This is a genomic window from Bradyrhizobium genomosp. III (genome assembly GCF_000261705.1).
Classification (GTDB): Bacteria; Pseudomonadota; Alphaproteobacteria; order Rhizobiales; family Xanthobacteraceae; genus Bradyrhizobium; species Bradyrhizobium ottawaense.
On the sequence record NZ_AJQF01000183.1, the window covers coordinates 19173 to 38621 of the forward strand.

The 19449-nt window shown below is 63.8% G+C and carries 21 protein-coding genes and 2 pseudogenes; 13 read left to right on the forward strand and 10 right to left on the reverse strand.

The window, feature by feature from the left end:
• Window position 1: 1 nt before the first annotated feature.
• The 4 genes from IC66_RS0116075 to petA form a co-directional block, all read right to left on the reverse strand.
• Complete coding sequence (locus tag IC66_RS0116075; protein WP_240536435.1) at window positions 2–616, reverse strand: hypothetical protein; 615 nt, start codon at window positions 614–616, stop codon at window positions 2–4.
• 32 nt (window positions 617–648) lie between these two features.
• The gene (locus IC66_RS0116080; RefSeq protein ID WP_028141701.1) at window positions 649–1323 is read right to left on the reverse strand and encodes a dienelactone hydrolase family protein; all 675 of its coding nucleotides are present in this window, start codon (window positions 1321–1323) and stop codon (window positions 649–651) included.
• Window positions 1324–1584: 261 nt separating this feature from the next.
• Window positions 1585–3657: a cytochrome b/c1 gene (gene fbcH, locus IC66_RS0116085; protein WP_038948311.1), complete on the reverse strand. Its 2073-nt coding sequence runs from the start codon at window positions 3655–3657 to the stop codon at window positions 1585–1587.
• Window positions 3658–3719: 62 nt separating this feature from the next.
• Window positions 3720–4250, reverse strand: a complete 531-nt coding sequence (gene petA, locus IC66_RS0116090; RefSeq protein ID WP_028141703.1) for a ubiquinol-cytochrome c reductase iron-sulfur subunit — start codon at window positions 4248–4250, stop codon at window positions 3720–3722.
• Window positions 4251–4537: 287 nt separating this feature from the next.
• On the opposite strand from petA, the gene IC66_RS0116095 reads away from it, so the two are divergent.
• From IC66_RS0116095 to IC66_RS0116155, 13 genes and pseudogenes are all read left to right on the forward strand, one after another.
• The gene (locus tag IC66_RS0116095; RefSeq protein WP_028141704.1) at window positions 4538–4999 is read left to right on the forward strand and encodes a tRNA (cytidine(34)-2'-O)-methyltransferase; all 462 of its coding nucleotides are present in this window, start codon (window positions 4538–4540) and stop codon (window positions 4997–4999) included.
• Window positions 5000–5014: 15 nt separating this feature from the next.
• On the forward strand, window positions 5015–5647 hold the full coding sequence (gene queE / locus IC66_RS0116100) for a 7-carboxy-7-deazaguanine synthase (protein WP_028141705.1): 633 nt from the start codon (window positions 5015–5017) through the stop codon (window positions 5645–5647).
• 19 nt (window positions 5648–5666) lie between these two features.
• Window positions 5667–6554, forward strand: coding sequence for an oxygen-dependent coproporphyrinogen oxidase (gene hemF, locus IC66_RS0116105; protein WP_028141706.1), 888 nt, complete (start codon window positions 5667–5669; stop codon window positions 6552–6554).
• The gene (locus IC66_RS0116110) at window positions 6551–7291 is read left to right on the forward strand and encodes an HAD family hydrolase (RefSeq protein ID WP_038948312.1); all 741 of its coding nucleotides are present in this window, start codon (window positions 6551–6553) and stop codon (window positions 7289–7291) included. Before hemF ends, IC66_RS0116110 begins: the two co-directional genes overlap by 4 nt.
• Window positions 7292–7655: 364 nt before the next feature.
• Complete coding sequence (locus tag IC66_RS0116115; protein ID WP_038948313.1) at window positions 7656–7847, forward strand: YodC family protein; 192 nt, start codon at window positions 7656–7658, stop codon at window positions 7845–7847.
• Between the two features lie 544 nt (window positions 7848–8391).
• Entirely contained in the window at window positions 8392–11313 is a 2922-nt protein-coding gene (locus IC66_RS0116120) for a monovalent cation/H+ antiporter subunit A (protein WP_049806539.1), read from the forward strand.
• Window positions 11313–11654, forward strand: a complete 342-nt coding sequence (locus IC66_RS0116125) for a Na+/H+ antiporter subunit C (RefSeq protein ID WP_028141709.1) — start codon at window positions 11313–11315, stop codon at window positions 11652–11654. The genes IC66_RS0116120 and IC66_RS0116125 overlap by 1 nt, the downstream gene beginning before the upstream one ends.
• Window positions 11655–11713: 59 nt before the next feature.
• Window positions 11714–13272: pseudogene (locus IC66_RS0116130) on the forward strand (monovalent cation/H+ antiporter subunit D).
• The gene (locus tag IC66_RS0116135) at window positions 13269–13757 is read left to right on the forward strand and encodes a Na+/H+ antiporter subunit E (protein WP_028141711.1); all 489 of its coding nucleotides are present in this window, start codon (window positions 13269–13271) and stop codon (window positions 13755–13757) included. Before IC66_RS0116130 ends, IC66_RS0116135 begins: the two are co-directional and overlap by 4 nt.
• Window positions 13754–14035, forward strand: a complete 282-nt coding sequence (locus tag IC66_RS0116140) for a K+/H+ antiporter subunit F (RefSeq protein WP_028141712.1) — start codon at window positions 13754–13756, stop codon at window positions 14033–14035. Before IC66_RS0116135 ends, IC66_RS0116140 begins: the two co-directional genes overlap by 4 nt.
• Complete coding sequence (gene mnhG / locus IC66_RS0116145; protein WP_038948315.1) at window positions 14032–14382, forward strand: monovalent cation/H(+) antiporter subunit G; 351 nt, start codon at window positions 14032–14034, stop codon at window positions 14380–14382. Before IC66_RS0116140 ends, mnhG begins: the two co-directional genes overlap by 4 nt.
• 369 nt (window positions 14383–14751) lie before the next feature.
• Window positions 14752–14922: a hypothetical protein gene (locus IC66_RS46260; RefSeq protein ID WP_154694107.1), complete on the forward strand. Its 171-nt coding sequence runs from the start codon at window positions 14752–14754 to the stop codon at window positions 14920–14922.
• Window positions 14923–15110: 188 nt separating this feature from the next.
• The gene (locus IC66_RS0116155; protein ID WP_083859297.1) at window positions 15111–16073 is read left to right on the forward strand and encodes a universal stress protein; all 963 of its coding nucleotides are present in this window, start codon (window positions 15111–15113) and stop codon (window positions 16071–16073) included.
• Here the strand turns inward: IC66_RS0116155 and IC66_RS47725 are convergent.
• The 6 genes and pseudogenes from IC66_RS47725 to IC66_RS49090 all read right to left on the reverse strand — a co-directional run.
• Window positions 16070–16246, reverse strand: a complete 177-nt coding sequence (locus IC66_RS47725; RefSeq protein ID WP_173015891.1) for a hypothetical protein — start codon at window positions 16244–16246, stop codon at window positions 16070–16072. The two genes, IC66_RS0116155 and IC66_RS47725, sit on opposite strands and share 4 nt — an antisense overlap.
• Window positions 16247–16394: 148 nt before the next feature.
• A complete protein-coding gene (locus IC66_RS0116165) occupies window positions 16395–17165 on the reverse strand; it encodes a sulfite exporter TauE/SafE family protein (RefSeq protein ID WP_028141713.1) in 771 nt (256 codons plus the stop codon).
• Window positions 17162–18430, reverse strand: a complete 1269-nt coding sequence (locus IC66_RS0116170; RefSeq protein WP_038948318.1) for a CCA tRNA nucleotidyltransferase — start codon at window positions 18428–18430, stop codon at window positions 17162–17164. Before IC66_RS0116170 ends, IC66_RS0116165 begins: the two co-directional genes overlap by 4 nt.
• A gap of 10 nt (window positions 18431–18440) precedes the next feature.
• Complete coding sequence (locus IC66_RS0116175; RefSeq protein ID WP_028141715.1) at window positions 18441–18704, reverse strand: DUF6111 family protein; 264 nt, start codon at window positions 18702–18704, stop codon at window positions 18441–18443.
• Window positions 18701–19372 (reverse strand): CoA pyrophosphatase, encoded by a 672-nt coding sequence (locus tag IC66_RS0116180; protein WP_038948319.1) that lies wholly within the window; start codon window positions 19370–19372, stop codon window positions 18701–18703. The genes IC66_RS0116175 and IC66_RS0116180 overlap by 4 nt, the downstream gene beginning before the upstream one ends.
• A pseudogene (locus tag IC66_RS49090) lies at window positions 19369–19449 on the reverse strand (DUF1285 domain-containing protein); the annotation flags it as partial. The gene IC66_RS0116180 and the pseudogene IC66_RS49090, both read right to left, overlap by 4 nt.

The window sequence follows — 19449 nt, forward strand, 5'->3', positions numbered from 1 at the left end:
CTCAGGGCTCCTCGGCCTGCGGCTCCCAGCCGAACCGGTTCTTCTTCCGATCCCATTTGAGGACGGAATAGCCGTCGCATTCCATGCATCCCCAAAGGACGAGCTTGCCGCCCTTGTCCTTCGAGAGAGCGGCGAACTGGCGGTTCGTGCGTATGGCGTCGACAAAGCGGATCTTCGGCTTCTCGCCGTCCGCCTGATCGAGGAGCAGCATGAACCTGCCCTTGGGACCCGCACACTCCTGAAACACGCCGACCACGGCGATCTGCTTCGTGGCGCCGCCGTCGAAGCGCCCCTCAATGGTAAAGGACATGCCGGCGCCCTTCATCGCGTCGGTGCCGTTCTCGAACATCAGCTCTTTGGGGATCAGGTCCTTGCGGAATTCAGTCGCCTTGCACCAGCTCTTGCGGATCTGGTTCGCGGGGATACCGCGAACCTCCGTCGTGAAGGGTTGGAATTCCGCGATGACCCACCAGGCCTCGGTTTTGAGATTACCGTTCAGCGTGACGAAGGCTTGTTGTCCCGGCGCCTGAGCTGCCGTCAGCAGCAGGACGCCAAGGACGATCACCGGTCGAACGATCGAGCCGAGCACGCGGCGCGTGAGAAACGATGTCGACATTCCCTCGCTGCCCCTGGTCGATTGCTCCCATCTCAACCCAGATGCTTCCTGAAAAACTCCGTCGCCCGTCCCCAGGCGAGTTCGGCGGCTTCGCGGTCGTGCACGGCCTGGCGCTGCTCGTTGACGAAGGCGTGCTCGGCGTCATAGCGGAACAGCTCCAGCGACTTCCCGGCGGCCTTCATGGCCTTCTCGAAGCCGCTGACCAGCTCCGGTGTGCACCAATCGTCCTTGTTGGCGAAATGGGCCTGGAGCGGGATCTTGACGTCGGCGGGCTTGGCCGCCTGCTCCGGCGGGATGCCGTAGAACACGACGCCGGCCGCGAGCTCTGGCACATGCACCGAGCCGATGATGGTGACGGCGCCGCCGAGACAGAAGCCGGTCAGCCCGACCTTGGCGCCGTTACGCGACAGATATTGCGCGGCGCCGCGCACGGTCTGCGTGGTGGCGTCCATGAAGTCGAGCGAGTTCATCTCCTTGTTGGCGCTGTCCGTGTCGTGATACGGCACCACCTTGCCCTTGTAGAGATCGGGTGCCAGCGCGTCGAAACCGGCCAACGCGAAGCGGTCGCACAGGCCCTTGATCTGGTCCGACAGGCCCCACCATTCCTGGATCACGACCACGCCCGGCGCGTTGCCGCGCGCGGCATTGGCGAGATAGCCCGAGGCGTCCTTGCCGTCCGGGCGCTTGAAGGTGATGGCGGTTCCCATGGTGTCCTCCGATGAGATCTTGGGGGAGCGGTTGGTGGCATTTTGGCGGGTGCATGCGAACGACGCAATCGCCGCGCAAACAAACTCTCGTGCCCCGGATGCAGCGCAGCGCGCCGCCCCATGCGGCGTGATGCGCCGCCGATCCGGGGGTCCAGCTACGAGCATTCTGGGTCCCGGCTCGCGCTTCGCGCGTCCGGGACACGGACCCAACAAAAAAGCCCCCTTGCGGGGGCTTCTTCATTTCTCGTCGCATCAGAGCGCTCAGTGGGAGCTGGCCCAGACCTTCTTCTTGGTGAAGTACATCAGCCCCGCGAACAGGATCAGGAACACGAAGACCTGGAATCCGAGGCGCTTGCGCGCTTCCATGTGCGGCTCGGCGGTCCACATCAGGAAGGTGGTGACGTCCTTGGAATATTGCGCGACCGTGGTCGGCGAGCCGTCGTCATAGGTCACCTGGCCGTCGCTGAGCGGCTTCGGCATCTTGATGGCGTGGCCCGGGAAGTACTTGTTGTAGTACGAGCCCTCCGGAATGGTCACGCCTTCCGGCACCTTGTCCTCGAAGCCCTGCAGCAATGCCGAGACGTAGTCCGGGCCCTGCTCCTGGAACTGGGTGAAGAAGTCGAAGATGAACCAGGGGAAGCCGCGCTTATAGGAGCGCGCCTTGGTGATCAGGGAGAGGTCCGGCGGCGCCGCGCCACCGTTCGCCGCGCGAGCGGCCTGCTCGTTCGGGAACGGCGAGGGGAAATAGTCCGCCGGACGCCCCGCACGCTCGAACATGTCGCCGGCATCGTTCGGACCGTCCTTGACCTTGTATTCCGACGCGAAGGCCGCCGCCTGCGCCACCGAATAGCTGGGCCCACCGGGCTCGGCGAGGTTGCGGAAGGCCACATAGGACAGGCCGTGGCAGCTGGCGCAAACCTCCTTGTAGACCTTCAGGCCGCGCTGCAGCGCGCCGCGGTCGAACTTACCGAATGGGCCGGAGAACGACCATTTGTTGCCCGGAGGCGTATCGCTGCCTTCAGACGCCTTCGCGCTGTCGACCGAGCCTGCGAACAACGAACCGGCGAGCGCCAGCATGATCGCGGTCGAAACCATCGGCGTCGATCGGCTGCCGGTCTTGGCCAGCACCGCATCCGAGATCGAGTTCGGCACCGGCCGCGGCTTCTCGATGCGCGAGAGCAGCGGCAGCACGATCAGGAAGTAGGCGAAGTAGCAGACCGTCAGGACCCGGCCGGCAACGACGTAGATGCCTTCCGGCGGCTGCGCCCCGAGATAGCCGAGCAGGATGCAGACCACGACGAAGATCCAGAAGAACTGCTTGGCCAGCGGGCGATACTTCGACGACCTCGTCTTCGCGGCGTCCAGCCAGGGCAGGAAGCACAGGATGATGATCGCACCGAACATCCCGATGACGCCGGCGAGCTTGTTCGGGATCGAGCGCAGGATCGCGTAGAACGGCAGGTAATACCATTCCGGCACGATGTGCGGCGGCGTCACGCCCGGGTTCGCCGGAATGTAGTTGTCGGCGTCGCCGAGATAGTTCGGCATGTAGAAGATGAACCAGGCGTAGAGCAGCATGAAGCAGGCGACGCCGAACATGTCCTTGATGGTCGCGTGCGGCGTAAACGGCACCGTATCCTTTTCCGTCTTCGGCTCGACGCCGTCAGGATTGTTCTGGCCGGCGACGTGCAGCGCCCAGACGTGGAGCACGACGACGCCCGCGATCAGGAACGGCAGCAGGTAATGCAGCGAGAAGAAGCGGTTCAGCGTCGGATTGCCGACCGAATAGCCGCCCCACAGCAGCGTCACGATGCTCTCGCCGACATAGGGAATGGCGGAGAACAGGTTGGTGATGACCGTGGCGCCCCAGAAACTCATCTGGCCCCAGGGCAGCACGTAGCCCATGAAGCCGGTCGCCATCATCAAGAGGTAGATGATGACGCCGAGGATCCACAGCACCTCGCGCGGCTCCTTGTAGGACCCGTAATAGAGGCCGCGGAACATGTGAACGTAGACGGCGACAAAGAACATCGATGCGCCGACCGCATGCATGTTGCGCAGCAGCCAGCCGTAGTTCACGTCACGGACGATCAGCTCGACCGACTTGAAGGCGAGATCGGCATGCGGCGTATAGTGCATCGCCAGGATCACGCCGGTCAGGATCTGCATCCCCAGCATGAAGGAGAGGATGGCGCCGAAGGTCCACCAATAGTTCAGGTTACGCGGGGTGGGATAGGCAACGAAGGAGGAGTGCATGAGGCCGAGGATCGGCAGGCGCCGCTCGATCCATTGCAGGGCCGGATTGCTCGGCTGGTAGTCGGATGGTCCGCTCATGATGCGATCCTGAGGAAATAGTACGACGAGACGGCGCGAAGCTTCGGACGAGGGTCCGAGGCTCAGCCGATCTGGATTTTGGTGTCGGAAACGAACTGGTACGGCGGCACCGGCAGGTTAGCGGGCGCGGGCCCCTGGCGGATGCGGCCGGACGAATCGTACTGCGAACCATGGCAGGGGCAGAAGAAGCCGTCGTAGCTGCCTTCATGAGCGATCGGGATGCAGCCGAGATGGGTGCAGATGCCGATCACGACCAGCCATTGATCATGGCCGGACTTGACCCGCGCCTCGTCGGTCTCGGGATCAGGCAGGCTCGCCACGTTGACGGCGCGCGCCTCGTCGATCTGCTTCTTGGTGCGGTGGCTGATGTAGATCGGCTTGCCGCGCCAGAACACCTTGATGTCCTGCCCCTCGGCGACCGGACTGAGATCGACCTCGATCGGCGCACCTGCGGCGATGGTCGAAGCGTCAGGATTCATTTGGGAGATGAAGGGCCAGAGCGCGGCTGCGCCCCCTACTGCTGCAGCTGCCCCGGTTGCAACGAATAAGAAATCACGGCGTGTCGGATGGTCCGCCGAAGACGCTGTCGTCACGATTCCAACCCTTTCTTCTTACGCCACCGGTGGAACCGCTCCAGGAGCCCCCAAGGTCCCCGGAACAGTCTGCCGGCGCCCGCGGCCCCCCGCGGCGGCAGAACTTCGCTCATTCACCTCTAAACGGGTGAAACAGCAGTCCAGAATCGTTCTATTGGCACCCTTGCCGGGCGAGCGCAAGCCCGCTATCGGCGCGGGAGCGTGCCATGCACGAATTCCCGGGCAGGCGATGTTTTATTGAGACATTTCCGGCCCGCATCGCCCCCGATACAGCCCTCGCACAGCCCATGCAGATAGCGCTTTTCCAACCCGACATCGCCCAGAACACCGGCACGATTCTCAGGCTTTGCGCCTGCCTGGGCATCGCCGCCCATATCATCGAACCGGCGGGCTTCCCCGTCTCCGACCGCCTGTTCCGCCGGGCGGGAATGGACTACCTCGACCACGTCAGCCTTATCAGACACGACTCCTGGGCCAAATTCGAGGACTGGCGCGCCGCACATGGCTACCGCCTGCTGCTGTTCACCACGAAAGCTGCCACCGACTACCGCGATTTCCGTTACCAGACGTCGGACATCCTGCTATTCGGGCGCGAGAGCGCCGGTGTCACGGACGCGGTGGTCGAGGCCGCCGATGCCCGGCTGGTGATCCCGATCAAGGCGGGGCTGCGGTCGCTCAATGTCGCCATGACCGCGGCCATGGCCGCCGGCGAGGCGCTGCGGCAGATCCGGAACCCGCAAGCCCGATAGATTGAGGAGAGACGATTGAGTTACGCGGTCAAGGAAATCTTCCTGACCCTGCAAGGCGAAGGCGCCCATGCCGGGCGCGCGTCCGTGTTCTGCCGTTTTGCCGGCTGCAACCTCTGGAGCGGCCGCGAGGCGGACCGCCTTGAGGCCACCTGCAAGTTCTGCGACACGGATTTCGTCGGAACCGACGGCACCTTCGGCGGCCGCTACGGCTCGGCCGCGGAGCTCGCCGACACCATCGCCGCGCAATGGACTGCGGCCGCCGCCAACCGCTACGTGGTGCTGACCGGAGGCGAGCCGCTGCTCCAGGTCGACGCCGCGCTGATCGAGGCGCTCCACGCCCGCGGCTTCGAGATCGGCGTCGAGACCAACGGCACCATCGCAGCGCCGGAGGGGCTCGACTGGATCTGCGTCAGTCCCAAGGGCGGCAGCGAGCTGGTGCTGCGCCAGGGCCACGAGCTGAAGCTGGTCTATCCGCAGGCCCTCGCCGCGCCCGAGACGTTCGAGGGCCTCGCCTTCGAGCGCTTTTCGCTGCAGCCGATGGACGGACCGGAGGTCATCGAGAACACCGCGCGCGCGATCGACTATTGCCTGCATCATCCGCAATGGCGGCTCAGCGTGCAGACGCATAAATCGCTCGGCATCAGATAGGACGCGACTGGGAATGCAGATGGACATGTCGACGATCGACGACCGCAAGACCCGCGCCCGCACCTGGTTCGAAGCCTTGCGCGACGACATCTGCGCCAGCTTCGAGCGGCTCGAGGACGACGCCCCGCAAAGCCTTTATCCAGGCGAAGCCGGCCGCTTCAAGCGCACGCCCTGGCAGCGCACCGACCATACCGGCGCGGCTGGAGGTGGCGGCGTGATGTCGATGATGCACGGCCGCCTGTTCGAGAAGGTCGGCGTGCACTGCTCGACCGTGCACGGCGAGTTCGCGCCCGAATTTCGCGCCCAGATCCCCGGCGCCGCGGACGATCCAAAATTCTGGGCCTCCGGCATCTCGCTGATCGCGCATATGCGCAATCCTAACGTGCCCGCCGTGCACATGAACACCCGCTTCGTGGTCACCACGAAAGCCTGGTTCGGCGGCGGCGCCGATCTCACACCGGTGCTCGACCGACGGCGCACCCAGGACGATGCCGACAGCATCGCCTTCCACGCCGCGATGAAGCAAGCCTGCAACCAGCCGAACGGCGTTGCCGACTACGACAAGTACAAGAAATGGTGCGACGAATATTTCTACCTGCCGCACCGCAAGGAGGCCCGCGGCATCGGCGGCATCTTCTACGACTGGCACGACAGCGGTGACTGGGACGCCGACCTCGCCTTCACCAAGGACGTCGGCCGCGCCTTCCTGAAGATCTATCCCGACATCGTCAGGCGCAATTTCGCGGCAGGCTGGACCGCCGCGGACCGCGAGGAGCAATTGATCCGGCGCGGCCGCTATGTCGAATTCAACCTGCTCTACGATCGCGGCACCATCTTCGGGCTGAAGACCGGCGGCAATGTGGATTCGATCCTGTCGTCGATGCCGCCGGAGGTGAAGTGGCCATGACTGTTTCGAGGCCGCTGCCGCGCGCCATGCTGATCGACATGGATGACACCATCCTGTCGGCCTATGGCCGGCCCGAGATCGCCTGGAACACGATCGCGAACGAGTTTGCCGAAGAGCTGGCGCCGCTGCCGCCGGCGCAAGTCGCAACCGCGGTGCTCGCCTTTGCGCGGCAGTTCTGGTCGACTGCGGAGCCGATCTGGCGGATGAAGCTCGGCGAGGCGCGGAGGCTCACCGTGCGCGGCGGCTTCGCCGCGCTCGCCGCAAACGGCCATCGCGCCCTGCCCGACGATCTCGCCGATCGCATCGCCGACCGCTTCACCACCTATCGCGAGGAAGCAATCTTCGTCTTCCCCGGCGCGCATGATGCGATCGACGCGTTCAGGGCACGCGGCATCAAGCTCGCGCTGGTCACCAACGGCGCCGCCGACATGCAGCGCGCCAAGGTCGAGCGGTTCGAGTTGACTCATCGCTTCGACCATATCCAGATCGAGGGTGAGCACGGTTTCGGCAAGCCGGAGGAGCGCGCCTATCTGCACGCGATGGAGGCGCTGGGCGTTTCCGCAAGGGACACCTGGATGATCGGCGACAATCTGGAATGGGAAGTGGTGACGCCGCAGCGCCTCGGCATCTATTCGATCTGGATCGACGTGCACGGCGACGGCCTGCCCGAAGGCTCGACGGTCAGGCCCGACCGCATCATCCGCTCGCTGACCGAGCTGGTGCCGGAGCGGCCGTAACCGAGCCCGAAGACAAAATATCGAAAACAACCCCATGCACAGTAGGGCGCTGCTGCAATTACAACGGCTTACAGCACGCGCAAAATGAATTTCTGATTTTACGAAATGATTTGACCTGTCGGGCAAAACAGGCGCATGATGCCATCATCGCGACGCACGGGACGTACCCCCTGCGCACCCCATCCGAGAAGCGCCTTTGCCTCTCGCAATGGGACTGCTCCGGCTTGACACTCCATCATCGGCGTTTCAGCAGTCTGGCAGCGGATGCGCGCTGCCGCAGGACATCCACTGATCCCGCATCCCGTGATCGGCGCGTCATGCCGGCTTGTTAGCTTCTTAAGTCAATCAACCGAAAGGACCATCCATGGAACTGAAAGCCGGCGATATCGTCATGCTGAAATCCGGCGGCCAGCCGCTGACCGTCGCGAACGTGAAGGGCGACGACGTGATCTGTCTCTGGATGGGCGTCGAAGGCGACCTGTTTCGCGAGACGCTGCCGCTCGCCGTGCTCGAGCGCCTGGAAGAAGTGGACGAGGATGATGACGACGAGGAGTAGGCACACCTAAGACTGCATCCTCGTTAGATCGGAGCGCTTCGCTCCGGCTGCTCGTGATGTCCGCTTCTCCGCCAACAACGGCGCGGTAGCGGACATCGCCAGATGATTGCGGGACTTGCGATGAAGGCCTTTGTAGACAGCTCGTCTGATTTCGAATCATGCTGGGGCGCGCGTCGCTAAAGGCGATCATTCGCTCTCCAGCAGACAGGGGCGACAGTTTGACGCGACTGTGAGCCGCAATTTTGGACCGCGGTGGATATAGTCGAACGCAGCATCCACGCGCACCTGCGATGGAACAACGAACGTTCCGGCAGATAGCGTGACACCGTTCCGAATTTCCGCCACGTCGAGATGAGTGGCTGGCGCACATCGCGCCCCAGGGCTTCTATGCTCTGCGCGGCGCTCTCGCGGCCGCAGTTTCCGCCCGCTCAAGTCGGCACCATCGCGAAAATCTAGCAGTAGAGATATCCGCCCGCGTCGGCTAAGCAATTGAGGACCAGCGGACGACCTCTCGCCACCTCGCAGTTTGGGGCAATGAACGCAAATGTTCCTCCTTGCCGTTCTCGTCCTTCCTTTCGCCGGAAGCTTCATTGCCGCCCTGTTGCAGGTCAATGCGCGCAACGCCGAGGCATGGCTCGCCGGAGGAGTTGCACTCGCCGCGTTCGGCCTCATCGCCACGGCTTATCCCGATGTCGCGAATGGTGGCGTCATCGGGTGGCGAACGGAGTGGGTGCCCGAACTCGGACTCGCGTTTGCGCTGAGACTTGATGGCTTCGCATGGGCCTTCGCAATGCTGGTCACCGGAATTGGCTTTCTGGTGGTGCTGTATGCCCGCTACTATATGTCGCCAAGCGATCCCGTTCCGCGCTTCTTTTCCTTCCTGCTCGCGTTCATGGGCGCAATGCTGGGGATCGTATTCTCCGGCAACCTGTTGCAACTGGTTTTCTTCTGGGAACCGACCAGCCTGTTTTCGTTCTTGCTGATCAGCTACTGGCATCACAATTCGGCTGCAAGGGACGGCGCACGAATGGCGCTGGTGATCACTTCGACCGGCGGACTTTGCCTCTTCGCCGGCGTGCTGCTGATCGGTCACATCGTAGGCAGCTATGACCTGGACAAGGTGCTCGCTTCCGGAGACGCGATCCGTTCGCACGCGCTCTATGTCCCTGCACTCGTGCTGGTCCTGCTCGGCGCGCTGACCAAGAGCGCCCAATTTCCGTTCCATTTTTGGCTGCCGCACGCGATGGCGGCTCCGACCCCCGTATCCGCTTATCTCCATTCGGCAACGATGGTGAAGGCCGGCGTGTTTCTTTTGGTCAGGCTCTGGCCGGCCCTGGGCGGATCGAACGAATGGTTGTGGCTGGTGGGATCGGCTGGTTTGATCACCTTTCTCTTGGGCGCATTTCTCGCGGTGTTCCAGCAGGATTTGAAGGGGCTGCTGGCCTACTCGACGATCAGCCATCTCGGCTTGATCACGCTCCTGACCGGACTGGATACGCCGTTCGGGCAGATCGCAGCGATCTTCCACATCATGAACCATGCCACGTTCAAGGCATCGCTGTTCATGGCCGCGGGCATCATCGATCACGAAACCGGCACTCGCGACATTCGCCGCTTGAGCGGTCTCTGGGCGTTCATGCCGATCACGGCGACTCTGGCCATGGTCGCCGCCGGGTCGATGGCCGGTGTGCCGCTGCTGAACGGATTCCTCTCGAAAGAGATGTTCTTCGCCGAGACGATCGAGATTCATGACAACTCGCTGGTCGATCGAGCGCTTCCCTATATCGTCACCGCCGCGAGCACTTTCAGCGTGGCCTATTCGCTCCGGTTCATTCGCGACGTGTTCTTCGGCCCGGCCCCGGTCGGCCTCCCGCGCACGCCTCACGAGCCTCCGCTCCTGATGCGACTTCCGGCCGAGCTTCTCGTGCTCGCATGTATCGTCGTGGGCATCGCTCCCGCGTTAACCGTTGCACCTATCCTCGATACCGCTGCTGGAGCAGTTCTCGGTTCCAGGATGCCGGAGTACAGCCTGAGAATATGGCATGGCTTTACCCCCGAACTGCTGATGAGCATCCTGGCGATGGTGGGTGGGGTGGGCGTCTATGTGATGCTGCGCTCCTACCTCCTCGTCAACGAGGGACCGCCCTTGCTCGGCCGCTTCAGCGGCAAGCAGATCTTTGACTGGATGATGGTGACGTTATCCTGGCGACTTGCACGCTGGCTGGCGAGCAAGCTCGGGACGAGACATCTCCAGCCACAGTTGAGGATCCTGGCCGGCGTGGCGTTCGTCGCTGCCCTGCTGCCACTCTATTCACGTGGCATCATGCTGGCGAATCCCCTAGGGGCCAAGTTTGACCTCGCCTTTGCATTGCTCTGGGCGGTGGGCGCTGCCTGCGCCATCGGCGCTGCGGTCCAGGCTAAATTCCATCGCGTCGTCGCGCTGATCCTGCTCGGGACTGCCGGTCTCGTGACCTGCGTCAGCTTCGTGTGGCTGTCCGCTCCCGATGTCGCGCTGACGCAGATCGTCGTCGAGACGGTGACGACGGTTCTCCTGTTGCTCGGCTTGCGATGGTTGCCGAAGCGCGTCGCACCGGTCGGCGCGAGCCAGGCCGCCGGCAGGATTCGATGGCACCGCGTGCGTGACTTCGCTATCGCGCTCTTCGCCGGCGTCGGGCTGGCCACGCTCGCGCTGGCAGTGATGCAGCACCCGGCTACGGACAGCATCTCGCGATACTTCGTCGAAAACGCGTACACGAAAGGTGGCGGAACCAACGTGGTCAACGTCATCCTGGTGGACTTCCGCGGATTCGATACGATGGGCGAGATCACGGTGCTCGCGGTCGTTGCACTGACCGTCTACGCGCTCTTGCGCCGCTTCCGTCCGGCGCCCGAGAGCATTCCCGTTCCCGAACAGCAGCACGCGCAGGATAGCCACGACGAAGCGCATCCCGATCGACAGAAGGGAGACACTGCCAAGGATACAACGGAGACTGCGGCGCTGATGATGGGGCTGCTGTTTCCGGTGATCGGCGTCGTGGCGATCTTCCTCCTGTTGCGCGGGCATGACCTTCCAGGCGGAGGCTTCGTGGCAGGCGTCGCAATGGCGACCGCGTTCATCCTGCAGTACATGGCTCGCGGCACGGCATGGGTGGAAGCTCGTCTTCACGTCATGCCCGTGCGCTGGATGGGCTTCGGGCTTCTGTTGGCGGGGGGCACGGGAGCCGCCGCCTGCGTCTTCGGATACCCCTTCCTGACCTCGTACTTTGCGTATGCCGAGCTGCCTCTGGTCGGCCGTGTCCCGATGGCCAGCGCCTTCCTTTTCGACATCGGCGTGTTCTCGCTCGTGGTCGGTGCCACGGTGCTGATGCTCATCGCAATCGCGCATCAATCGTTGCGTCGCTACGGAGGTCCACTCCAGACCGGCCAGCGCTTGCCCGGCGAGCGGTCGAAGGAGGAACTGGTCTGATGGAGCTCGTGCTGGCGATCGGTATCGGTACGCTTGCGGCGTCCGGCGTGTGGCTGATCCTCCGGCCGCGCACGTTTCAAGTCATCATCGGGCTGTCGTTGCTCTCTTACGCCGTCAATCTCTTCATCGTGGCCGTGGGGCGGGTGCGGAGCGGGGCTCCGGTGCTTATCGCAAAGGAGATCGGCGATGTCGCCAAGCATGCTGATCCGCTCCCGCAGGCGCTGGTGCTGACTGCAATCGTCATCAGCTTCGCGACCACCGCTCTGTTCCTGGTGGTTCTGCTCGCATCGCGCGGCCTGGCACGGACCGATCATGTGGACGGTCAGGAGCCGGAAGCGTGAGCGGCGCTGCAAGTCTGGTCATCGCGCCAATCCTCCTGCCTTTGCTGGCAGGTGCCGGCATGCTGCTGCTCAACGGAGAAAGACACCGAGCCATCGTGGCAGGCCTCAATGTCACCGGAACCGTTGCACTCGTTTGCATCGCGGTGATCTTGCTCGGAATGTCCGGTGCAGGAACCAGGGAAGTCTACCGTCTGGGCAATTGGCCTGCTCCGTTCGGAATCGTCCTCGTTCTCGATCGGCTGTCCGCCCTCATGCTGCTCCTGACCAACGTCCTGGCGCTGGCCACGGCGGTGTTCTCTCTTGCCCGTTGGCACCGGGCAGGCGCGCATTTCCATTCCCTGTTTCAATTCCTGCTGATGGGCCTCAACGGCGCCTTCCTCACCGGCGATCTTTTCAACCTGTTCGTGTTCTTCGAGCTGTTGCTGGCGGCATCATACGGCCTTCTGCTGCACGGTTCCGGCATTGCACGGGTGAAGGCGGGGCTGCATTACATCGTCGTGAACCTGGCGGCGTCGCTGTTGTTTCTGATCGGGGTCAGCCTGATCTACGGCGTCACCGGGACGCTCAACATGGCGGATCTCGCGGCAAGAGTGCCCGCCATCGCCGCCGAGAGCCGGGGCTTGCTCGAAGCAGGTGCGGGCGTGCTGGCGGTCGCCTTCCTGCTCAAGGCCGGAATGTGGCCTCTGAGCTTCTGGCTCCCGACGGCCTACGCAGCCGCAAGTCCGCCGGTGGCGTCGATCTTTGCGATCATGACGAAGGTCGGCGTGTATGTCTTACTGCGTCTGTCGCTTTTGCTTTTCGGCGAAGGCGCCGGCGCATCGGCCGGCTTCGGCAGCGACTGGTTATTGTGGGCGGCTTGGCGACGACCCTGTTCGGAGCGATCGGCACGTTGGCATCGCAGGATACCGCACGCCTCGGCGGCTTTTCGGTGCTCGTATCCTCCGGAACGGTGCTCGCTGCCACGGGGATGGGACAGGTCGGCATCACCAGTGCAGCGCTCTTTTACCTGGTCAGCTCGACGCTCGGCATCAGCGCCTTCTTCCTTCTCGTCGAGCTCATCGAACGCGGCCGCGAACCTGGAGCGGACATGATCGCCGTCACCCGGGAAGCCTATGGAGAAGAGGACGAGACAGGCGAAGCGGAAGAGGACGTCGGCACCGCCATCGTAGCCACGATGGGCTTACTCGGCGTCGCTTTCATCGGCTGTGCGCTGGTCATCGCCGGGCTGCCTCCGCTGTCCGGCTTCATCGCTAAATTCGCGCTGCTCGCGGCGGCGCTCAATCCGACAGAGACGCATCAAAACGGCGCCGTTCCCGGCAGCGGATGGGCGCTCCTCGTTGTGCTGATCTTCTCTGGTTTCGCGACGTTGGTCGCGATGGCCCGCGCGGGAATCCGCATCTTCTGGGCCTCGCCCGATCGCACCGTGCCGCGCGTGCGCGTGATCGAGATGGCGCCGATCATGTTCCTGCTGATCATCTGCGCCGCCCAAACGGTCCTGGCCGGTCCCGTGATCCGTTTCATGCAGGCTACGGCACAATCTCTGCACGCGCCGGCGGGCTACGTCAGCGACGTCCTGGAGGCCGCCCCCGAAGGCAGCCGAAAAGCGGAGGGCAAATGACACGCTTTCTGCCCTTTCCGATCGTGAGCTTCTGCCTTCTCGCATTGTGGCTGCTGCTCAATCAAGCAGCCACGCTCGGGCACATCCTCCTCGGCTGCATGGTCGCGCTCGTCGGCGGGCGGATTCTCACCGTGCTGGAGTTACCGAGCGTGCTGGTCAGACGACCCCGCGTCATTCTGCGACTGTTGGGACTGGTCGCGGTCGACATCGTCCGCTCCAATCTGGCGGTTGGACAAATCGTTCTCGGTTTTGGACGCCGACAGCGAACGGCGGGTTTCGTGAAAATTCCCCTCGACATGCGCAACCCGTACGGGTTGGCCTCATTGGCTTGCATCATCACGTCGACCCCCGGAACGCTGTGGGTGAATTTCGACGCTCAGAAGGGTTCGTTGATGATCCATGTTCTGGACCTCGTCGATGAAAACGAGTGGATCCGCACGATCAAGGACCGCTACGAACGCCATCTGCTGGAGATATTCGAATGAGCCAGCTCATGCTGACCTACTCGCTCGTTGCCGCGCAAGTGCTGCTCGGGTTGGCGATCGGCTGCGGCGCCTTCCGCATCTTTCTAGGGCCGCGGGCACAGGATCGCGTCCTGGGCTTCGACACGTTGTCCGTGAACGCGATGTTGTTGCTTCTGACGTTCGGGATTCGATCCGGCGAAGCGCTTTATTTCGAGGCGGCTCTGGCCATGGCGCTGTTCGGCTTCGTCGCGACGGTTGCACTGGCCAAGTTTCTGCTCCGCGGCGAGGTGATCGAATGAACGGCATCGAACAATTGCCGCCCTGGGCTGCGGTTCTCACGGCAGTTCTTCTGCTCACTGGCGCGGCCGTCACGCTTGTCGGTTCGCTCGGCCTGTTGCGTCTCGGCACATTTTACGAGCGGGTCCATGCGCCGACGCTGGGGACGACGCTCGGCACCGTCTTCATCGCGGCCGCTTCGATGGTCTACTTCTCGGTCCTGCAGAGCAGACCGGTGTTGCACGAAATCCTGATTGTAGGGCTTGGCGTCGTGACCACCCCTATCGCGCTGACTGTGTTGGTCGGCGCAGCCCGATTCCGCGATACCGCCGAACAAAGTCCGCCAGCGCGCGAACCAGAGAATAATTAGGACAAAGCACACGGCGCCACAAACGACCACGCGCTGATTGCAGGCGGCTCTGCGGATCGGCCAAGGCCGGCTAAATGTCGCATTTGATTCTCGCGGCGAATGCCTACGTCTAGCGCGTGGATGATACCGAGCTGCGCGCGAGTTCGCCGCAACCTTCAGCCGGCCGTGCGACCCGAGCAATTGGCTCCGCGTTCGGCACGCGCCGCGCTTCCGAGGGGCGAGGCTTCAGACACGCCAGCAATGCGGGATGCCGCTCGGAAATCGGCTGCATCCCAAACAGAGGCCGTGATGACCAAAGTGCCACGAGATCGAATTCAGGGGAACCGGCTGCAGATCGGCCGGTGACCCGGGCGATTGCGGATCGCCCGGGTGCGGCAACTCGACGATTCCAAACCAAGCCGGGAGTTCCTCATGTCGGTATTTTCAGCGCTGCTCGTCCTGACCTCGTGGATGATGTTCATCTGGATTTGCGATCCCGACGGATTCCGCGCGGCATTTGCGCGCCGTCCGCCGCCGATTCCTCGCGATCCGAAAAGGTGACTTTGGAGGGTGCTTTGTCACCCCCTGCCGCCGTGTACACCATTTGCTTTTGACCGCGACGCGTTACCGCGCTCCGCCTCTCGCGGCGCGTCGCGCGTTCGCGGGCATGAGCCGCTTCCAAGCCAATCGAATTTCCACCGCTGGCACGAAATCGACTTGCCATCGTTGGCCAATATGAGGGTCCTGACATGATCATCGTCGCTGCGACGGATTTCTCTACGCGCTCCCATCGCGCGCTCCGGCAAGCTGGCCTTCTGGCTCGCTCCCGCCGTGCCGAGCTGCACCTTGTTCACGTCGTTGATGAAGACCAGCCGGCCGATCTGGTCCGCATGGAAGAACGGGAGGCACAGCGGGTGCTGGTGGAGCAGATCGGGTCCATGCCCGAGCTGCATGACGCTCGCTGCTATCCGACCGTCGTCAAGGGCCATCCCTTCGACGGGATATTGCGCGCGGCCGCAGCAGTCGGCGCAGATCTCATCGTGATGGGCGGCCATCGCAAGCAATTTTTGCGCGATATTTTTACAGGGACCACCATCGAACGTGTCATTCGCGGTGGAAAATATCCCGTGCTGATGGTGAACAACGAGGCCCAGCGGCGCTATGAACGGGTTCTGGTGCCGGTCGACATGTCAGAAACATCGGCTGAAGCAATCCGCATCGGCCTGTCCACCGGACTTCTGGAAGAAGACGGAGCGACGCTTCTTCACGCCTTCTCGCCGATGGCCAAGACGCGATTGATCAGCTCTGGGGCTAGCTCGGCCGTCATCACCGGATATGTCGAGAGCGAACGTCACAGGGCAATGGAGGAACTGACCAGTTTTCTGGTGACCAACGAGTTCGGCACGCGACGATGGTCTCTTCGCGTCGGCGAAGGCGGACCCATGCAGATCATCACCCGTGCCGTCGAGGAGAAGCGGCCCGACATGCTCGTGATGGGTACGCACGGCCGATCCGGATTGCTTCGGGCCTTGATCGGGAGCGTAACGGAGGAAGTCCTGCGCTCGCTGAACGTGGACGTCCTGGTCGTCCCCCCCCCGCCAGCCCCAAGCTCGGGATGGCGAAGGAGGCAGTCGCGCCCGAACCGAAGGCGTGAGGCGTGCCGTGGCTCTTCCCCGCGCCGTTTACAGGGCCGAGAGGGGCGCCGAACCTAGCGGCGTCGTCGTTCGGCGTCGCGGGCAGCCAACCTTGGTGCGGTTCGTCTGATCGGACTCCGCGTGATTTTCGGCGGATCACTGGCTGGAAACGTCTGCTGCAATTGTCGATCGAGTTCCTCGTCGAGTTCACGCTTCTCCCGCTGCTCCGGCGTCTCGTACTGCTTGGGCATAGCCTGATCTCCACGTCTGGCACTTGGCACCAACCGGTCTGCCACCAAGATTGTGACGCCAAAGTCCAGAGTCAACGCAATGAAGCGAAAGGTGTTGCGTTCAAGCTTCAACGATATTCAGACGAGTCCTCGGCAATGAAGGAAGCAGCTACCCGATCAGTTGCCTCGCCGCCGCCGAGATCATCACCAGCCCGCCGGTGATCACGGCGACATCGAGGATCACGGTGTGGATGTGCACCGGCATCCGCTCCACGAAGGCCTTTGCCAGGAACGCGCCGGGGATCGCGATCGCTCCGATCAGCAGTGCGAAGGCGAGCACCTGCGCGGTCACGGCACCGGCGAGGCCGAACACCGAGATCTTGATGAGGCCGGTGCCGAGCGAGATCATCGCGTCTGTTGCGATCACGGCGGCGCCTTCGAGGCCTGCGGCCATCAGCAGCGACAGCAGGATCACGCCTGAGCCCGAGGTGCCGCCGACCAGCACGCCGTAGCCGACCGACCCGGCGGCAAGGCCGCTGTCGCCGATCTTGACCTTTCGGCGGCGGAGGACGCGGCGCAGCGGCACGCTCAGGATCAGCATGGTGCCGATCACGAGCGCCGCGCCGGCATTGGTGAGACGCGTATAGCCGTAGGCGCCGAGTGCGGTCGTCAGCGCGGCGCAGGCGAGCACGATCAGCGCGCGGCGGCGGTCGGCGTAGCGCAAGTAAGCAACGGCTCGGCTGGAATTGGTGAAGATGGCGGAGATCGCGATGATCGGCACCACCGGCTCGGCGCCGACCAGCGGCACCAGCACCAGCGGCATCAGGGCGCCGGTGCCGTAGCCGGCGAGACCACCGATGATCGAAGCAAACAACGCCATCAACGCCACCAGCAGGAGCTGAAAGATCGAGATGTCGGCGAAGCCTGAGACGATGGTCACGTTCTCTCGTCGCGGCTGATGCGTGCCGCAGCTTGATCGGCGATGGAAGCAAGTGCGGCTTCCTCTAAGGGAAAATCCGCCGCAAGCCAAGCGTCCTCGGCGAGCGTCAACACATGTCCGAGCGCTGGTCCTTCGGCCAGACCGCGCGCGATGAAGTCGGCGGCCTTCAGCGGAAATTTCGGCGCAGTCCAGCGCTGCGGCAGCTCGGCGAGAGCGCGCCAGCGCATCGAGGTGACGTCGCCACCGGCGCGCGCCCAGCCGAGCAACACACGATCGTGATAGCGCTCGGGGCCGAGCCGATAGAGCAGCCGCCGTGCATTGGCCTCATCCTTGGCGGCGAAGCGCCACCAGCGGTGGCCCATCGAATCCAGTGCCTTGGTCTCGGCATTGGAGAGCCGCAGACGCGCGGCGACGCGCTTGGCATCCTCGGTCACGGCGACGGTCAGCGCGGCGAGGCGCCGCGTGCTGCTGGCGATGAGGCCGAGTTCGCGCTCGATCGCGATCATCGCCGACAGCGGCCCGGTATAGGCAACGCCGCCGATCAGCGCTTGCAGCAATCCGCCCTCGGCCATGGCCAGCACGGCCGCGGATGCGCCGCCGGCCACCAGCAGCTTCAGCATCTCCATGCGCACCCGCTCGGCCGAGAGGCTGGCAAGACCCGCACGCCCCCGAATGCAGGCGAGATAGCCGTCGCGGTCGGGATCGCCGGCACCAAAGGCGGCGTGGATGCGGAAGAAGCGCAGGATGCGCAAATAATCTTCAGTGATGCGCTGGTCGGGATCGCCGATGAAGCGCACGCGGCGCGCTTTGGCATCCGCGATGCCGCCGACATGGTCGTAGACGACGCCGCGCGCATCGACCGACAGGCCGTTCATGGTGAAGTCGCGCCGCTCGGCGTCCTTGACCCAGTCGCGGCCGAACGCGACCTTGGCCTTGCGGCCGAAGGTTTCGGTGTCCTCGCGCAGGGTCGTGACTTCATAGGGGTGGCTGTCGATCACCAGCGTGACGGTGCCGTGGTCGATGCCGGTCGGCACGCTCTTGATGCCGGCGGCCTTGGCGCGCCGGATCACCTCCTCCGGCCGCGCGGTGGTCGCGATGTCGATGTCGCCGGGCTGAAGACCGAGCAGCGCGTTGCGTACGGCGCCGCCGACCACGCGCGCTTCCTCGCCGTCGACGTTGAGCAATTGCAGGACGCGCGCGGTCCCGCCTGCGGTCAGCCAGGGCGCATCGGCAAGAATCGGGGCAAGTATCGGCTCCGCGCTCATCGTGCGGCCCCTATTTTTCCACGCCCGGCACCAGCCGGCCGTTCTCGATATGGGCGGGAACGTAAGTCGAATCCGGAGCGGCGCCGGAGAAGTGCGCAAGTCCGATCAGGCCCGCAATGACCAGCACGATCGCCGCCAGCGCAAGACGCGCGACGACCGCGACCGGCCAGGAGGAACGCGCGAACAGGCCGGACCGCGTCGCGGCCAGGAACAATGCGTAGACGGCAAAGGGAATGAGGAAGATTCCGATCTCGGTCAGAACCGGCCGGATCATGATGAATAGATCCGCTCATACAGCACACGCAGCATGCCGGCCGTCGCACCCCAGATGTAGCGTTCCGCGAACGGCATCGCGTAGTAGAACCGCTCCATGCCGCGGAATTCCTTGCTGTGCACCTGGTGGTTCACTGGGTTCATCAGGAAGGATAGCGGCACCTCGAACGCATCATCAACCTCGGAATGGTTGATGGTGAGCTCGAAGCCGGGCCTGACCCTGGCGACCGTCGGCAGGATGCGGAAGCCGAAGGCGGTGCCGTAGAGATCGAGATAACCGATCGGCTCGACGAAGTCTCTGGACAGCCCGACCTCCTCCTCGGCCTCGCGCAGCGCCGCGTCCAGCGGCGAGGAATCGGTGGCGTCGATCTTGCCGCCGGGGAAAGCGATCTGGCCGGCATGGTCGTTGAGATGCGCCGAGCGCTGCGTCAGCAAGATGGTCGGCTCGGGATGATCGACCACCGCGATCAGGACCGCCGCGGGGCGCACCGGCTGCTCGCGCGCGACGATCTCGAGCATCTTGTCGGTGCCGGGATCGCCCGAGGCGGGAATGATGTTCGGATCGTAGAGGCCGAGCGGAACGTCGAAGCCGAGCTTCGCCCTGGAGCGGGCGAAGAAATCCGCCGCGCCGGCGGCGACAGGATCGCTCTTCAAGATAGGCTTGTTCAAAGCGCGGCCCTCACCTGCTCCGCATCGGCCATGGCGAAGAATTCGCCAGCCGATTCGACGCCGAACATCGGCTGGGC

Excerpts from the sequence above, each read along its gene's own strand:
- IC66_RS0116140 (WP_028141712.1), top strand. The coding sequence starts at position 13,754 with ATGAGCCAGCTCATGCTGACCTACTCGCTCGTTGCCGCGCAAGTGCTG.
- IC66_RS0116155 (WP_083859297.1), top strand. The coding sequence starts at position 15,111 with ATGATCATCGTCGCTGCGACGGATTTCTCTACGCGCTCCCATCGCGCG.
- IC66_RS0116170 (WP_038948318.1), bottom strand. The coding sequence starts at position 18,430 with ATGAGCGCGGAGCCGATACTTGCCCCGATTCTTGCCGATGCGCCCTGG.
- IC66_RS47725 (WP_173015891.1), bottom strand. The coding sequence starts at position 16,246 with ATGCCCAAGCAGTACGAGACGCCGGAGCAGCGGGAGAAGCGTGAACTC.
- IC66_RS0116135 (WP_028141711.1), top strand. The coding sequence starts at position 13,269 with ATGACACGCTTTCTGCCCTTTCCGATCGTGAGCTTCTGCCTTCTCGCA.
- mnhG (WP_038948315.1), top strand. The coding sequence starts at position 14,032 with ATGAACGGCATCGAACAATTGCCGCCCTGGGCTGCGGTTCTCACGGCA.
- IC66_RS0116125 (WP_028141709.1), top strand. The coding sequence starts at position 11,313 with ATGGAGCTCGTGCTGGCGATCGGTATCGGTACGCTTGCGGCGTCCGGC.
- IC66_RS0116080 (WP_028141701.1), bottom strand. The coding sequence starts at position 1,323 with ATGGGAACCGCCATCACCTTCAAGCGCCCGGACGGCAAGGACGCCTCG.
- IC66_RS0116095 (WP_028141704.1), top strand. The coding sequence starts at position 4,538 with ATGCAGATAGCGCTTTTCCAACCCGACATCGCCCAGAACACCGGCACG.
- IC66_RS0116110 (WP_038948312.1), top strand. The coding sequence starts at position 6,551 with ATGACTGTTTCGAGGCCGCTGCCGCGCGCCATGCTGATCGACATGGAT.
- IC66_RS0116075 (WP_240536435.1), bottom strand. The coding sequence starts at position 616 with ATGTCGACATCGTTTCTCACGCGCCGCGTGCTCGGCTCGATCGTTCGA.
- IC66_RS0116115 (WP_038948313.1), top strand. The coding sequence starts at position 7,656 with ATGGAACTGAAAGCCGGCGATATCGTCATGCTGAAATCCGGCGGCCAG.
- IC66_RS0116175 (WP_028141715.1), bottom strand. The coding sequence starts at position 18,704 with ATGATCCGGCCGGTTCTGACCGAGATCGGAATCTTCCTCATTCCCTTT.
- IC66_RS0116120 (WP_049806539.1), top strand. The coding sequence starts at position 8,392 with ATGTTCCTCCTTGCCGTTCTCGTCCTTCCTTTCGCCGGAAGCTTCATT.
- fbcH (WP_038948311.1), bottom strand. The coding sequence starts at position 3,657 with ATGAGCGGACCATCCGACTACCAGCCGAGCAATCCGGCCCTGCAATGG.
- hemF (WP_028141706.1), top strand. The coding sequence starts at position 5,667 with ATGGACATGTCGACGATCGACGACCGCAAGACCCGCGCCCGCACCTGG.